The sequence below is a fragment of the Vibrio sp. HM8-C genome (genome assembly GCF_058630515.1).
In genome coordinates this window covers 1-15,222 of the sequence record NZ_JBMMKS010000017.1, presented here as the reverse complement: position 1 = coordinate 15,222, position 15,222 = coordinate 1, and the positions used below count along the sequence as shown (strand labels likewise).

At 44.5% G+C, this 15,222-nt stretch carries 14 protein-coding genes; 6 read left to right on the top strand and 8 right to left on the bottom strand.

The window, feature by feature from the left end; all coding sequences use genetic code 11:
• Positions 1 to 4: 4 nt before the first annotated feature.
• The 8 genes from rnr to kefG form a co-directional block, all read right to left on the bottom strand.
• Entirely contained in the window at positions 5 to 2,452 is a 2,448-nt protein-coding gene (gene rnr / locus ACOSVQ_RS17110) for a ribonuclease R (protein ID WP_491983692.1), read from the bottom strand.
• 218 nt (positions 2,453 to 2,670) lie between these two features.
• Complete coding sequence (gene motX, locus ACOSVQ_RS17105) at positions 2,671 to 3,306, bottom strand: flagellar protein MotX (RefSeq protein ID WP_491983691.1); 636 nt, start codon at positions 3,304 to 3,306, stop codon at positions 2,671 to 2,673.
• Between the two features lie 224 nt (positions 3,307 to 3,530).
• A complete protein-coding gene (locus ACOSVQ_RS17100) occupies positions 3,531 to 4,847 on the bottom strand; it encodes an adenylosuccinate synthase (protein WP_491983690.1) in 1,317 nt (438 codons plus the stop codon).
• A gap of 127 nt (positions 4,848 to 4,974) precedes the next feature.
• Positions 4,975 to 5,934, bottom strand: coding sequence for an isoaspartyl peptidase/L-asparaginase family protein (locus tag ACOSVQ_RS17095; RefSeq protein ID WP_491983689.1), 960 nt, complete (start codon positions 5,932 to 5,934; stop codon positions 4,975 to 4,977).
• 113 nt (positions 5,935 to 6,047) lie between these two features.
• A complete protein-coding gene (gene slyD, locus ACOSVQ_RS17090) occupies positions 6,048 to 6,671 on the bottom strand; it encodes a peptidylprolyl isomerase (protein ID WP_491983688.1) in 624 nt (207 codons plus the stop codon).
• 98 nt (positions 6,672 to 6,769) lie between these two features.
• On the bottom strand, positions 6,770 to 6,970 hold the full coding sequence (locus tag ACOSVQ_RS17085; RefSeq protein WP_491983687.1) for a YheV family putative zinc ribbon protein: 201 nt from the start codon (positions 6,968 to 6,970) through the stop codon (positions 6,770 to 6,772).
• A 68-nt stretch (positions 6,971 to 7,038) separates the two neighbouring features.
• Entirely contained in the window at positions 7,039 to 8,844 is a 1,806-nt protein-coding gene (gene kefB, locus ACOSVQ_RS17080) for a glutathione-regulated potassium-efflux system protein KefB (RefSeq protein WP_491983686.1), read from the bottom strand.
• A complete protein-coding gene (kefG, locus tag ACOSVQ_RS17075) occupies positions 8,837 to 9,415 on the bottom strand; it encodes a glutathione-regulated potassium-efflux system ancillary protein KefG (RefSeq protein WP_491983685.1) in 579 nt (192 codons plus the stop codon). Before kefG ends, kefB begins: the two co-directional genes overlap by 8 nt.
• 151 nt (positions 9,416 to 9,566) lie before the next feature.
• Between kefG and ACOSVQ_RS17070 the strand changes: the two genes are divergently transcribed.
• The 6 genes from ACOSVQ_RS17070 (at position 9,567) to crp (ending at position 15,204) form a co-directional block, all read left to right on the top strand.
• Positions 9,567 to 11,489, top strand: coding sequence for an ABC transporter ATP-binding protein (locus tag ACOSVQ_RS17070; RefSeq protein ID WP_491983684.1), 1,923 nt, complete (start codon positions 9,567 to 9,569; stop codon positions 11,487 to 11,489).
• The gene (locus ACOSVQ_RS17065) at positions 11,486 to 11,956 is read left to right on the top strand and encodes a TIGR02444 family protein (protein WP_491983683.1); all 471 of its coding nucleotides are present in this window, start codon (positions 11,486 to 11,488) and stop codon (positions 11,954 to 11,956) included. The genes ACOSVQ_RS17070 and ACOSVQ_RS17065 overlap by 4 nt, the downstream gene beginning before the upstream one ends.
• 120 nt (positions 11,957 to 12,076) lie before the next feature.
• On the top strand, positions 12,077 to 13,057 hold the full coding sequence (locus ACOSVQ_RS17060; protein WP_491983682.1) for a hydrolase: 981 nt from the start codon (positions 12,077 to 12,079) through the stop codon (positions 13,055 to 13,057).
• Positions 13,058 to 13,156: 99 nt separating this feature from the next.
• Positions 13,157 to 13,366 carry a YheU family protein gene (locus ACOSVQ_RS17055; protein ID WP_491983681.1) on the top strand — a complete coding sequence of 70 codons (210 nt, stop codon included), beginning with the start codon at positions 13,157 to 13,159 and terminating at the stop codon, positions 13,364 to 13,366.
• 95 nt (positions 13,367 to 13,461) lie between these two features.
• A complete protein-coding gene (locus ACOSVQ_RS17050) occupies positions 13,462 to 14,331 on the top strand; it encodes a phosphoribulokinase (RefSeq protein WP_165310126.1) in 870 nt (289 codons plus the stop codon).
• A 240-nt stretch (positions 14,332 to 14,571) separates the two neighbouring features.
• The gene (gene crp / locus ACOSVQ_RS17045) at positions 14,572 to 15,204 is read left to right on the top strand and encodes a cAMP-activated global transcriptional regulator CRP (protein WP_004728582.1); all 633 of its coding nucleotides are present in this window, start codon (positions 14,572 to 14,574) and stop codon (positions 15,202 to 15,204) included.
• Positions 15,205 to 15,222: the final 18 nt, after the last annotated feature.

The following is a 15,222-nucleotide window of genomic DNA, read 5'->3' as shown; positions in this document are numbered from 1 at the left end:
TTACCTATTTCTTCTTTTTCGCTCTAGCTTTGCCAGCTTGAGCTCGAGCTTTCTGTTTACGAACCTTAGCAGATTTACTCGTTTTGTCTTTTTGCTTACCACTACCGTCTTCTGGACGTTTAGTTGGTTCAATCATTGGCACAGCTTTGCTACCAATATTTGCAGCTGCTTTTTTGCCTTTCGCTTTTGCTTTCGATTCTGTCACTCGTTTCTTAGCAGTCTTACCAGCGCCGCGTAGCTTACGACTTGTTTCAACGATTTCAAAGTCAATTTGTCTATCATCAAGGTTGACTGACAACACTTTCACTTTGACTGAATCACCGAGACGGTAAGTATTACCAAACGACTCGCCGATAAGTCTTTGACCTATTGGATCAAATCGATAGTAGTCATTAGCTAACGTAGAAATATGCACCAAACCATCAATATGTAGGTCTGCCAAACGTACGAAGAAACCAAAACCCGTGACGTTAGCAATAACACCTTCTAGCTCTTCGCCGACATGGTCTTGCATGTACTCACATTTGAGCCAATCTGACACTTCACGAGTTGCATCATCAGCACGGCGTTCAGTCATCGAACACTGCTCGCCATAGTAATTCATATCGTCAAATGAATAGTGATAACCACCTGTTGGCGTCCAACGGTCTTGGTTACGACCTTCATGTTTTGCAATCAGATATTTAATCGCACGGTGAAGCAATAAGTCTGGATAACGACGGATAGGCGACGTGAAGTGAGCATAGCGCTTCAATGCCAAACCAAAGTGTCCAGCGTTGTCTGGGCTGTATATTGCCTGCTTCATTGAGCGAAGCAGCATAGTTTGAATCAACTCTTTATCTGGGCGATCGCCAATTTGCTGCATGAGATGAGCATAGTCAGTAGGAGATGGCTCTAACCCACCTGATAACTCTAAGCCCAATTCACCAAGGAAATCTCTGAAACCCATCAAACGCTCTTCACCCGGAGTTTCGTGAATACGGTATAGAGCTGACTCTTTTGCTTTTTCAACAAGTGATGCTGACGCAATGTTCGCCATGATCATGCACTCTTCGATAAGCTTATGTGCATCATTACGAATCAGTGGCTCAATACTGTCTATCTTACGATCTGGTGTGAAGATGAATTTGGTTTCGACTGTTTCAAATTCAATCGCGCCACGCTGTTCACGAGCAACTTTAAGAACTTGATACATCTTATGCAGTTCTTCAAGATGTGGCACAAGATCGACATAACGCTCGCGTAGTTCTTCATCCCCTTCCAAAATTTCATGAACTTTGGTGTAGGTTAATCGAGCGTGTGAATTCATCACTGCTTCATAGTGTTTGTAACTAGATAGTTTACCGCTTTCTGAAATGGTCATTTCACACACCATACATAGGCGATCTACTTGAGGATTGAGTGAGCATAAACCATTTGAAAGTACTTCTGGCAGCATTGGAACTACTTGAGATGGGAAGTATACCGAGTTACCACGGTTAATCGCTTCTTTATCTAAAGCAGTATCAGGGCGAACGTAGTAGCTCACATCTGCAATCGCGACCCACAAACGCCAACCGCCACCTCTCTTGGCCTCACAATAAACAGCGTCATCAAAGTCGCGTGCATCTTCACCATCGATGGTAACCAATGGCAAAGCACGCAAATCCACTCGACCTTGCTTCGCTTCTTCCGGTACTTCTTCCCCTAAACCAGACACCTGTTTTTCAACTTCATCTGGCCACACATGAGGGATTTGATGGGTACGAATGGCAATTTGTGTCTCCATGCCAGGTGCCATATTCTCGCCCAACACTTCAACAACATTACCCATCATGCCGCGATTACGCGATCCACGGTCGGTAAGTTCGATCACCACGACATTACCCATACGAGCACCGCTACGTTGCTCATTAGGAATTAAAATGTCTTGGTGGATTCTTGAGTCATCAGGTACGACATAGGAATAACCATGCTCAAAGAAGAAACGCCCCACAATTTGAGTTTTACGCTCTTCTAATACACGAACTAAACGCCCCTCTTTTCTACCGCGCTTATCCGTCCCTGCAGGTTGAACTAATACGTAATCACCATGGATGATGGTTCTCATCTGATGGTGAGGTAACAGAATATCGTTGTCTTTATTGGTGTTGCCGTCTGGGCGAACCCAACCGTAGCCATCTTTGTGACCAATGACATAGCCTTTAATTAATTCGAGTTTTTCTGGCAGTGCATAGCATTGGCGACGAGTAAAGACTAACTGCCCATCTCGTTCCATAGCGCGAAGACGGCGACGCAGACCTTCATACTGATCTTCACCTTTGAGATTTAACGCTTCAAATAAATCATTACGATTCATTGGCACGTTCGCTTGAGTTAAAAACTCGATGATGAACTCACGGCTCGGAATCGGATTTTCGTAATTATCGGCTTCGCGATCCGCAAACGGATCAATATGGGTGGAATCAGACATAGGCAGACCTACTTAATGTAAGAGGGAACTAAAGTATATCCTACTGCGTAGCCAAGCTTAAGGATAAAAAGTGAGTAATACTAATAAGATAGTTCTTATGAACAATCTTTGAAGGAATAAAAGTGAAATTCAATCTAGAAAGGAATGAAGTTCATGCCCAATTATCAAATGTGAGCATGAACCAGTATGCTTTTTGTGCGGTGTAATTGTAAGAGAGATTACCAGAACGTTTCGCGACGCTTGGCACGTGCGATGACATTCTCTGGCATACGCATTTCCAATCCTTGACGAAGGATATTAATGCGATTATGCACTCGTTGATCAGCCGTAGCAGAATTATAAAGCCAACGATAGGCGTCTTCGTAATCTAACGGACTACCGTAGTCTCGCAGCAACAACTCTGCTAACTGAATACGAGCGTTTAAATTGCCCATAGACGCAGCTTCACGTAAATACGGAATAGCGCGCTCTTTGTCCTGCTGAACTAACGTTCCGCGAGAATAATAACGACCTAACTGCTCGAGTGCCGTTGGCAACCCTTGATGGGCAGCATTTTCCATGTAGTACAAACCTAGCTCGACATCCTGATCGACACAGACACCCCACGCCAACATATCCCCATACAAAAACTCGTATGATGGCAAATTGATGCGAGTGGCACGTGCAACGATATCTTCCACCAACTGACAATTGTCGGCTTTGACACGCTCCAAATGCTTATTTTCTTCAATCAATTTTATGAGTTCAGCTTCTGTATAAATTGGTACAGGCTCCCCCACATCGGCCACGGCTGCGTGACTAAACGAGGAATGCAATGCCAATATAAGAGAAGCTGCTACCGTTCGTAGCTTCATACATGCACTCTTACTTAATTCCGATAGCCACACAACTCCAGTGTTTTGAGTATAGCGTTATTACGCATAATGGCTGGTTTGATTTTTTATCGGCGCTTAAGCGAATCTCTTTAGGTCAATCTTGTAAATAATCGGCAATTAATTGCCACCTGAGTACAAAATACCATCACGCGTGGCATAAAAAAACCGGCTCATTGAGCCGGTTCAATAAACGAGTATCTAAGTTACACGCTGAATGGGTGTACTTTGATGATAGTTTCGTTACGGTCTGGACCAGTAGAGATGATGTCAACTGGAACACCAGTTAGTTCTTCAATACGCTTGATGTAATCAAGTGCAGCTTGAGGAAGTGCATCGATTGACTTAGCACCAAATGTCGTTTCAGACCAACCAGGCATCGTTTCGTAGATTGGCGTAATGTTTTCATACGCATCCGCCGCCATTGGTGATACTTCAGCAACTGAACCATCAGCCATTTGGTAACCAGTACAGATCTTAAGCTCTTCTAGACCATCAAGAACGTCTAGTTTAGTCATACAGAAACCTGTAATTGAGTTGATTTGGATTGCACGACGCATTGCAACAGCATCGAACCAACCAGTACGACGTAGACGACCAGTTGTTGCACCAAACTCAGCACCTACACTACCCAAATGCTTACCAACTGGATCTTGCTTCTCTTTGCCATCATACAGTTCAGTAGGGAAAGGACCTGAACCTACACGAGTACAGTACGCTTTAGCGATACCTAAGATGTAACCTAAGTGGCGAGGACCAAAACCAGAACCTGCAGCAACACCACCAGCAGTCGTGTTAGAAGAAGTTACATATGGGTAAGTACCATGGTCGATATCTAATAGAGTACCTTGAGCGCCTTCGAACATGATCTTATCGCCACGCTTGCGCGCTGCATCGAGTTCATCAGTTACGTCGATAACCATTGAAGTTAGTAGGTCAGCGTAACCCATTGCTTGTTCAAGTACTTCTTCGTAGCTTACTGGTTCAACTTTGTAGAAATGCTCTAGTTGGAAGTTATGTAAAGCCATTACTTCTTTTAGCTTCTCAGCAAATGCTGTACGATCAAAAAGGTCACCAACACGTAGACCGCGACGAGCAACTTTATCTTCGTAAGCAGGACCGATACCACGACCAGTTGTACCAATTGCTTTATTACCACGAGCAGCTTCACGCGCTTGGTCTAGAGCAATATGGTAAGGGAGAATTAGAGGACAAGCTTCAGAAATGAAAAGACGCTCTTTAACAGGAACACCACGGTCTTCTAGACCGGTCATTTCTTTAATTAGTGCATCAGGTGAAAGTACAACACCGTTACCGATAATGCATTTCACGTTGTTGCGAAGGATACCTGATGGAATCAAGTGAAGAACTGTTTTCTCGCCATCAATAACTAGAGTATGGCCAGCGTTGTGACCACCTTGGTAGCGAACCACATATTTTGCATCTTCAGTTAAAAGGTCTACGATTTTACCTTTACCTTCATCACCCCATTGGGTGCCAAGAACGACTACGTTATTACCCATCTTTCCAAATCTGATTGCTAGTTAAAAATGGATTCTAGCACCGAATTTGATTCCTTGCAGTCATTTTTTAGGCAAAAAATAGTCGAATAAATGCGAGCACAATCATTCTCGGTTTTTGGAGTAAAACTCAATCATCTGCATATATTTTGACAACTAGATCACCTTTAATATCAACGCTTGCTCGATACATTCCTAAGCTATTCATCGCAAAATGAATTTCGCCATTTGCATCTATCGCTATTAAGCCACCTTCACCACCCATTGCTTTTAAATCTCCATGAATAATGTGCTCACAAGCCGTGTGAACATCTTCCTGTAAATAGCGCATTCTCGCAGCAACATCACCTGCGACCATTTTACGAATGAAGAACTCACCCATCCCCGTTGTTGAAACTGCAACGTTATCGTTTTCAGCAATGGTTCCTGCGCCAATAATCGGAGAATCACCTACTCGGCCATATTTCTTGTTGGTGATGCCACCAGTGCTCGTCGCGGCAGCCAGATTCCCCTGCCGATCGAGAGCCACTGCGCCAACAGTGCCAAACTTCTTGTCATCCGGATACTGTTCTTCTGTCGAATACTTAGCTTCCGATAACGCAAACAAGCCTTTTTCTTTCATCGACACTAATTGGTCATATCGGCGGTCAGTGAAAAAGTAATCTTGTTCTGTATATTCATAGCCTAAGCTAAATGCGAACTCTTCTGCGCCTTCTCCCATAAGCAGAACATGATCGCTTTTCAACATCACATCGCGGGCAAGTTCAATCGGATTCTTAATATGACGGACACCTGTCACAGCACCAGCATTCATTTCTCTTCCGTGCATAACGGATGCGTCCATCTCAACCATTTCTTTGTTGGTTAAGACAGAACCTCTGCCTGCGTTGAATTGCGGGGCATCTTCCAGCACTTTAACTGCTGCCACTACCGCATCAAGCGCATCACCACCTTGAGCCAAAATATCATGTCCAGCTTTTACTGATTTTTCCAACGCTGACAGAATTTCTGCTTTAAGTTCATCACTCATTTGCTCACGCAATATGGTTCCTGCTCCACCGTGAATAGCGATTGAAAATGGCTGCGACATAACTCGTCCTTACGAATTGATAAGAGGTAATAAAAAAGCGCCAACCGATCACTCGATTCGCGCTTTCCTTTATAGGGCTAGGCGTTACTTATCGCAACCCCATAACTCAACTATTAGTGGCAGTGGCCACCACCACAACAACCATCTTTATGGTCATGGTCGTGATCATGGTGATGACCGTGACCACCACAACATTCGTGGTCATCTTCATGACCGTGGCCGCCGCAACAGCCTTCGTGGTCGTGGTCATGGCCGTGACCACCACAGCCACCAGCTTGGTGTACGTGGCCGTGTTCTAGCTCTTCAGCTGTCGCTTCACGAACTGCAACAACTTCAACGTCGAAAGTCAGAGTGTGACCAGCAAGCATGTGGTTGCCGTCTACAACGACTTCATCGCCGTCTACTTCTGTGATTTCTACAGGGATTGGACCTTGGTCTGTATCCGCTAGGAAGCGCATACCAACTTCGATTTCGTCAACACCTTGGAATACGTTTGCAGGAACGCGTTGAACAAGATCATCGCTGTGCTCACCGTATGCATCTTCAGGTGCGATAGTTGCAGTGAACTTGTCGCCTGCTACTTTGCCTTCTAGCTCTTTCTCAAGGCCAGTGATTAGGTTGTTGTGACCATGTAGGTAATCTAGTGGTGCTTCCACTGTAGATTGGTCTACAACGATGCCATCTTCCAGTTTTACTTGGTAAGCAAGGCTTACAACCACGTTCTTTTCAATTTTCATAACGGCTCCAGGGCGGTTTTGGTGCTTCTAGACACATTAAGTCATGTCTAAAAATAATCTAACGGTGGATATTATGGGGATCGTGAGCAGAAACTCAATTATTCCGGCTTAAAAATGCCGATCATTTGTTCTTGCCCGTGTTCACTTTTCTCTACAGATTTCGGTTTACGCTGCTCTGCATAGTCACATTCAACACATTCCACCAACTCTATATTGTTCTCTATCCACCAGCGCAGAGTATCTTGAGCTTTACAACTTGGGCAACTTGCCCCTGCAATAAAGCGTTTTTTTATGTTCACGTTTGGACTTCCTACTACTTTACGACTCAGTTTCTAACTGACTTCTTTATTCTAACTGAATTCTTGCTTTAATCTTTTTCCCAATAGCTACGAGATTGTCTGTCTCCATCCATCTCGCGACCAAAAATTTCTTCCAACTCTTTACGAGCTTCTTTGGCTCTCAAGTTCAGCTGTTTACCTTCATTGTGCTGAGGCAATAACTCTTTGAGCATCGCCATATCAAGCTTACGGAAATGCGCCTCTGCTCGTTTCGCTTCATAAGGATGCATTCCCAATGAGATAAGCGTTTGTCGACCAAGATCTAGCGCACCTAAAAATGTCTCACGGGAGTAGCGTTCCACTCCATGATTCATCAGTTGATAGGCTTCTACACGACTTCGTGCACGAGCCAGTATTTTCAACTTTGGAAAGTGATGCTTACAAAGTTCGACTATTTTCACTACCTCATCAGGAGCATCTGTACAGATAACAATCGCTTCAGCTTCATCTGCACCGGCAGCTCGCAGTAACTCAAGTTGAGTAGCATCGCCATAGAATACTTTATATCCGTATTTACGTAGTAATTTTATTTGGCTGGCATCGCTTTCCAATACGGTTATTTTGATCTTGTTGGCATACATCAAGCGACCAACAATTTGCCCAAAACGCCCAAACCCTGCAATGATCACTCGAGGTTCTGTGTCAAAAATATCCGACCCCATAGCTTCATCATCGGCAGTATTTAAATTGCGGGCAAACCAACGGTTCTGAGCGGAAAGCAATAATGGCGTAGTTACCATTGATAAACTCACGACGACCAGTAGGAATGCTGCTTGCTCAGATTTTAGCAATCCTTGATTACTTGCTGCAGTAAAAATAACGAAAGCAAACTCACCACCTTGACTCAATATCGCGGCCATGCGACTACGCGCTTTTGCTCTAGTGCCAGAAAAACGTGCTAAGACATAAAGAAGTAGACCTTTGACAGTCACCAACCCAATCACAGCCAACAATATGCTTAACGGCTGAAGAGCAAGCAGTCCTAAATCGACCGCCATACCAACAGAGATAAAAAACAGCCCAAGCAGTAAACCTTTAAAAGGTTCGATGGCGATTTCAAGCTCATGACGGAACTCACTTTCGGCTAACAATACCCCTGCCAAGAAAGTGCCGAGCGCCATCGACAAACCTAATTGCTGCATCAGCAGTGCAATGCCGATAACTAGCAGCAATGCGGCTACGGTAAATAGCTCACGTACTCCGCTCAATACGATATAGCGGAACAGTGGACTTAAGAGGAAATGACCTCCAACCAGCAAACCGACGATGCCACACAGCATCCAAACCACATCAAGCCAGCTTCCCCCAGTATTTCCCGCCAATACGGGTAACAGTGCTAGCATTGGAATGACTGCAATATCCTGAAACAGCAAGACTGCGAAACCAGATTGCCCAGTTTCACTGCGAGATAGCCCTCGCTCTTCGATGACTCGCAGTGCTATGGCTGTAGAGGAAAGCGCCAAGCCCATGCCAATCACTAAACTGCTTTGCCAACCGCTCCCCATTAGCGAGGTGATACTAGCAATCACTGCGGTCGTTACTACCACTTGAGCGCCGCCTAAGCCTAAGATAGGACCGCGCATTTGCCATAGTTTTCTTGGGTTCAACTCTAAGCCAATCAAAAAGAGCAGTAGCACTACGCCAAATTCAGCAAAATGCATAATCGCTTCAACATCGCTGATTAAACCTAATCCCCAAGGTCCAATAATCACGCCGGCTAACAAATATCCAAGAACAGAACCTAATCCAGCCCTTTGTGCTAAAGGCACTGCCACAACCGCTGCGGTAAGGAATACCGCTGTACTTTGCAGGAAATCACTGCCTAACTCAGCCATGATGCTCTCCTTGCTCAGCCAGAGGGTCGTTTAGCCATTGTCGATAGGCTTCTGCATGCTGATAACGTTCAACATCACTGACATTGCGCGACCAATACAACACCAAAGGTTCCATCCATTCCATACGACACAACGCCGCCGTCAGTTCAAAAGGTTGCAAAATATCTTTCAATGGATAGCGGTTATAACCCTTTTCACCAAAGGCATCGACATTACCGCCAGTGGTTATCACACTACGCCAGACTTTGCCCTGCAGCTCACTTTTATTACCGAAAGCAAACCCTTTAGCCAAGATTCTATCCATCCACTCTTTAAGTAGCGCCGGACACGAATACATATATAGCGGGTGTTGAAAGACAATCACATCATGCTCGAGTAAGCGCTGTCGCTCAGCTTGAACATCAATAAAGAAGTCTGGATAAGTCGCATAAAGATCAAGAATGGAGACATGTTCAAGTGATGAGATCTTTTTGATCATCACCTGGTTAGCAATAGAGTGATGTGGCTCAGGATGAGCATAAATCACTAAGACTTTGGGCTTTTGTGAAGCAGACGGCGTATCTTTTGTCATTCCTTGACTGCACTCCGTAACGTTATCAAATTGGTAACTGTTGCTTAGCATCATAACGTAAATTGCATAATGATCGACATTTATCCTCGTTGCCCCTACTATTCTGGGCGAAATCTCAACGGCAACTCTTTCTAATAGCTAATACAAATTTATGATTATCTTCTCGGACATCCAGTTACTACGTGGCGGAAAGCCTCTGCTAGACCAAGCATCAGCAACCATAAACCCAGGCGACAAAGTGGGTTTAGTGGGTAAAAACGGTTGCGGTAAATCAACTCTTTTTGCTCTTTTAAAAGACGAACTGTCTATTGATGCAGGCTCATTCAGCAAGCCAGCTCAATGGGAACTGGCTTGGGTAGCACAGGAAACACTGGCTTTAGAGCGCAGTGCTTTGGAATACGTCATCGATGGTGACCGAGAATATCGCGATTTAGAGCGTCAGCTCACTGAAGCTGAGCATGCTGACAACGGCACTCTTGTTGCCGAGCTACACGGAAAAATAGAAACTATTGGCGGTTACAGCATCCGCGCTCGTGCATCTGAACTACTTGATGGTCTCGGTTTTAGCCAAGAGCAAATGTCATGGAACCTCACTCAATTTTCGGGTGGTTGGCGCATGCGCCTCAACCTTGCTCAAGCTCTGATCTGCCGTTCAGATTTACTTCTTCTCGACGAACCAACCAACCACTTAGATTTAGATGCCGTTATGTGGTTAGAGCGCTGGTTACAAAGCTATCCGGGAACCCTGATTCTGATTTCTCACGACCGTGATTTCCTCGATCCGATCATCAACCGCATCATTCACATCGAGAACCAAAAGCTCAACGAGTACACAGGTAACTACTCGTCGTTTGAAAACCAACGTGCGCAGAAGATGTTGCAACAACAAGCTATGTATCAGAAGCAACAAAAGCAGATGAGTCATATGCAGAGCTACATCGACCGTTTCCGCTACAAAGCTTCTAAAGCTCGTCAGGCTCAAAGTCGTATTAAAGCTCTGGAAAGAATGGAGAAGGTCCTACCGGCTCAGTTTGATAACCCATTCAGCTTTGAATTTCGCGAGCCTTCTGCGCTTCCGAACCCAATTCTGATGATGGATGATGTAAGCGCAGGATACGGCGATAACCTTATCCTTGAGAAGATTCGCCTTAATTTGGTTCCGGGTAGCCGTATCGGTCTGCTTGGTCGTAACGGCGCTGGTAAATCAACCTTAATTAAACTGCTATCCAATGAGTTGTCACCGCAAGGTGGCGATCTGACTTATTCGCAAGGTGTAAAGATCGGCTACTTCGCTCAGCACCAGCTTGAAACACTTCATCCAGAAGAGACGCCTTTGCAGCACATGATGCAAATCGCGCCTGAGAAAAACGAATTAGAACTGCGTAACTATCTGGGTAGCTTTGGCTTTAATGGCGATAAAGCATTGGAAAAAATTGGCCCGTTCTCTGGCGGTGAAAAAGCTCGCTTAGTGCTTGCTCTGATTGTGTGGCAAAAACCAAACCTGCTCTTACTCGATGAACCAACTAACCACCTTGATTTGGATATGCGCCAAGCCTTGACTCTGGCACTGCAAAGTTTCGAAGGGGCAATGGTTATCGTCAGCCATGACCGCTACCTACTTCGCGCAACAACCGATGATTTGTATTTGGTTCATGATCGCCAAGTCGCACCATTTGATGGTGATTTAACCGATTACTACAAATGGCTTCAGGATCAACAAAAAGCAGAACGCAAAGAACAACAAGCACAAGTCGCTCCCAAAGATAACGCCAATAGTGCTGCGGCCAAAAAAGACCAAAAACGCCGTGAAGCAGAACTACGCAAACTTACTGCGCCAATTCGCAAAAAGCTGACACAACTCGAAGCGAAAATGGATAAGTTGAACGAAATTGTCGCGGACTCTGAACAACAATTATCGGAGTCCTCACTGTATGATGCAGAAAACAAAGCTAAACTTAACCAAGTTCTTGCAACTCAAGCGAAAGCAAAATCTGAACTCGAAGAGATTGAGATGGAGTGGATGAGCGAGCAAGAAACGCTGGAAGAAATGGAACAGGAGTTCAACAGTCAATGAGCCAAGAGCACGTCAGAATTTCACTCACGTTGGAACGACTATGGCAATTCAGTTTGCAGTACTACAGCGTTCGAGAAGTTAAAGAGGCGTGCTTACACCTGCAAAACCATTTCAACGGAAACGTGAATTTACTTCTGCTGCTCAAATGGCTTGATGAGCAGCAGGTCGCTTTCCAAGAACACGATTGGCAGACAGTGATCGAATGTATTGGTCGTTCCGAAACGCTGCTGCATAGTTACCGAGAGCTAAGACGAAAATTCAAAACAACGCTACCAGATACGCTCTATCGCGAAGCGCTTCAGTTTGAGCTTCAGTTGGAGAAACAACAACAGTCAGATCTGGTGGACTGCATTAATAGCCTTACACTGATTAACAATGATGATGCGCCTTTAACGCAACGTTACTGCCGCCAGCTCGGTGCCGAAAATCTTGCTAAACAATTTGCCAAACCCGCACCGAAACACTGAACCTACCCGCTTGTTTAAATACGTATATACTCAATATAAACAGAACACTTGAAGTTGCAGTAGCCAGCGCTGCAGCATTAAATAGGCAAAGATAACTATATTAAATTAGATGGTTAGACGATGACCCAATTTGTTGCCGCTACAGGCTTGAAGAACCCACATTTACAGACTTTAGTGCCTCGCTTTATTCGCAAGAAAGCGCTGTTCGAACCTATCTGGCAAACATTAGATACGCCAGATGGTGACTTTCTCGATCTCGCGTGGAGCGAAGACGCCCATAGCGAAAGCGCATCCAAAAAGCCTATTTTCATCCTGTTTCATGGTCTGGAAGGTTGTTTTTATAGCCCTTATGCTAATGGACTAATGCAAGCCTTTGCCAAAGACGGCTGGCTATCGGTCATGATGCACTTTCGCGGCTGTAGCGGTAAACCGAATAATTTGGCTCGTGCTTACCATTCTGGTGAAGTGGAAGATGCCCGTTTTGTTCTGGAATATCTGCGAGAGCAGTTCCCGAATCGAACCATTGTTGCAACTGGTATTTCACTAGGCGGCAACATGTTAGTGAACTATTTGGCGGATTATAACGAAGATCCCATCGTTACTGCCGCAACAGTAGTTTCTGCACCTTTGGACTTAGCGGCTTGCGCTCAGCGTATTGAGCACGGTTTTTCCAAAGTCTATCGTCGCTATTTAGTCTCTTCGCTAAAAAACAGCGCTATGAAAAAGCACCATTTACTTAAAGGTGAACTTGGGCTTTCCTATCAGAGCATTAAACGTGTCACTCACCTGAGTGACTTCGATGATTTGATCACTGCTCCACTGCATGGATTCAAGAACTCCCAAGACTACTATGAGAAATGCTCGGGCATTAACAAACTGCAGCAAATCAAAGTACCGACTCAGATCATTCATGCCAAAGACGACCCTTTCATGAATGACTCGGTTATTCCCAAATTCATCCTGCCAGACAACATAGACTATCGCTTATTTGACCAAGGCGGACATGTTGGCTTTGTATCTGGAAGCATCCTTAAACCTGAGTTTTGGTTAGAAAAAGCCTTACCGGCTTACTATGAAAGCTTAAAAGACATCGACGCTTAACCCTTTTTGCAATTCATTTGAAAGCGTTCAGCTAGCCTGTTTATGGGTAGTTGAACGCTAAAAATCAGCAACAATACAATATTGATTTACGAGTAATTTATGATCGTACCTTGGCAAGATATTGCGCCTGAAACACTAGAAAATCTCATCAGCGAATTTGTACTTAGAGAAGGTACAGACTACGGTGAAGTTGAGGTCTCTCTGGCACACAAAATAGATCAAATCAAAGCTCTACTAAGGAGCGGAGAAGCGGTTATTGTTTATTCAGAACTGCATGAAAGTGTTGATATCAAACTTAATAATCGATAATCAGTGACAATTTAATTTCCATGTTATAGTGGCTGCAACTTGGGCGATGAAAAGGTTTCAGCGCCTTCTTTTAGGATTTATGGACAAGGTTAGTCATGTCAGCAAAACACCCAATTATTGCCGTAACTGGTTCATCAGGTGCCGGCACTACTACAACGTCAGAAGCATTCCGCAAAATGTTCAATATGATGAGTGTCAAACCCGCATGGGTTGAAGGTGATAGCTTCCACCGATTCACTCGTCCTGAAATGGACATTGAAATTCGTAAAGCCCGCGAACAGGGTCGCCATATTAGTTATTTCGGCCCAGAAGCTAACGATTTTGCTACTTTAAGCGAATTTTTCCGTCAATACGGTAAAGCCGGAACAGGTCAAATTCGACGCTACTTGCATACCTTCGATGAAGCGGTTCCCTATAACCAAATGCCTGGTACGTTTACACCTTGGCAAGACCTGCCAACCAATACCGATGTACTGTTCTATGAAGGGCTACACGGTGGTGTGGTAGACGGTGAAGTGAATGTGGCTCAGCATGTCGATTTCTTGATCGGCATGGTGCCTATCGTCAACCTTGAGTGGATTCAAAAATACGTTCGAGACACCCGTGACAGAGGGCATTCTCGCGAAGCCGTCATGGATTCAATCGTCCGTTCAATGGACGACTATTTGAACTACATTACCCCGCAGTTTTCGCGCACCCACATCAACTTCCAGCGCGTACCAACCGTTGATACCTCTAACCCGCTTAATGCTAAAGGTATCCCAAGTTTGGACGAAAGCTTTGTAGTCATTCGCCTACGCGGCATTAAAAATGTGGACTTCCCTTATCTACTGGCAATGATCGATGGTTCCTTTATGTCTCGACACAACACCATTGTCGTTCCAGGGGGGAAAATGAGTTTTGCCATGGAATTAATCGTAAGACCAATCCTACAACAACTGATTGAGACTGGGAAAATCGGCTAATTGAAACGCTGTTTTAGAGTTTAGTTTCGATACCGTGACCATGTGCACATTTTTGCGTACAAAATCATGGCAGTGACACGATTAAAATCAAGAAAAAGTTGCCGAAAAAGGATACTATTCTTAACCGAAACACAAGATAGCTTGCAGCGACCATAAAGTCCTCTTATTCTAGTAAACCTATTTTAAGCTTTGCTAAATATGGATAGCAGCAAGCGTACCCTGCAGAGGAAGTGAGATATTATGGTTCTAGGTAAACCTCAAACCGACCCAACATTAGAGTGGTTTCTTTCACATTGTCACATTCATAAGTACCCTTCAAAAAGCACGCTAATTCACGCGGGCGAGAAAGCAGAAACTTTGTACTACATTGTTAAAGGTTCTGTTGCGGTACTGATTAAAGATGAAGAAGGAAAGGAAATGATCCTTTCTTACCTAAACCAAGGTGATTTCATCGGTGAACTTGGCTTGTTTGAAGAAGGTCAAGAACGTACAGCATGGGTTCGTGCTAAATCTCCATGTGAAGTTGCAGAAATTTCATTCAAGAAGTTCCGTCAGCTTATCCAAGTTAACCCAGATATTTTGATGCGTCTTTCTGGTCAAATGGCTCGCCGTCTACAAGTAACAAGCCAGAAAGTTGGTGACCTTGCGTTCCTAGACGTAACAGGCCGCATTGCTCAGACGCTACTTAACCTAGCGAAACAACCTGATGCAATGACTCACCCAGATGGCATGCAGATCAAGATTACTCGTCAAGAGATCGGTCAAATCGTTGGCTGTTCACGTGAGACAGTAGGTCGTATTCTGAAGATGCTTGAAGAGCAGAACCTAATTTCAGCTCACGGTAAGACTATCGTTGTGTACGGAACTCGTTAATAGTTAACACTATTACAG

What these genes read in the sequence shown, in the direction of transcription:
- kefG (WP_491983685.1), bottom strand. Translation starts at nt 9,415, where the DNA reads ATGACAAAAGATACGCCGTCTGCTTCACAAAAGCCCAAAGTCTTAGTG.
- ACOSVQ_RS17070 (WP_491983684.1), top strand. Translation starts at nt 9,567, where the DNA reads ATGATTATCTTCTCGGACATCCAGTTACTACGTGGCGGAAAGCCTCTG.
- motX (WP_491983691.1), bottom strand. Translation starts at nt 3,306, where the DNA reads ATGAAGCTACGAACGGTAGCAGCTTCTCTTATATTGGCATTGCATTCC.
- ACOSVQ_RS17055 (WP_491983681.1), top strand. Translation starts at nt 13,157, where the DNA reads ATGATCGTACCTTGGCAAGATATTGCGCCTGAAACACTAGAAAATCTC.
- crp (WP_004728582.1), top strand. Translation starts at nt 14,572, where the DNA reads ATGGTTCTAGGTAAACCTCAAACCGACCCAACATTAGAGTGGTTTCTT.
- rnr (WP_491983692.1), bottom strand. Translation starts at nt 2,452, where the DNA reads ATGTCTGATTCCACCCATATTGATCCGTTTGCGGATCGCGAAGCCGAT.
- kefB (WP_491983686.1), bottom strand. Translation starts at nt 8,844, where the DNA reads ATGGCTGAGTTAGGCAGTGATTTCCTGCAAAGTACAGCGGTATTCCTT.
- ACOSVQ_RS17095 (WP_491983689.1), bottom strand. Translation starts at nt 5,934, where the DNA reads ATGTCGCAGCCATTTTCAATCGCTATTCACGGTGGAGCAGGAACCATA.
- ACOSVQ_RS17050 (WP_165310126.1), top strand. Translation starts at nt 13,462, where the DNA reads ATGTCAGCAAAACACCCAATTATTGCCGTAACTGGTTCATCAGGTGCC.
- ACOSVQ_RS17065 (WP_491983683.1), top strand. Translation starts at nt 11,486, where the DNA reads ATGAGCCAAGAGCACGTCAGAATTTCACTCACGTTGGAACGACTATGG.
- ACOSVQ_RS17100 (WP_491983690.1), bottom strand. Translation starts at nt 4,847, where the DNA reads ATGGGTAATAACGTAGTCGTTCTTGGCACCCAATGGGGTGATGAAGGT.
- slyD (WP_491983688.1), bottom strand. Translation starts at nt 6,671, where the DNA reads ATGAAAATTGAAAAGAACGTGGTTGTAAGCCTTGCTTACCAAGTAAAA.
- ACOSVQ_RS17060 (WP_491983682.1), top strand. Translation starts at nt 12,077, where the DNA reads ATGACCCAATTTGTTGCCGCTACAGGCTTGAAGAACCCACATTTACAG.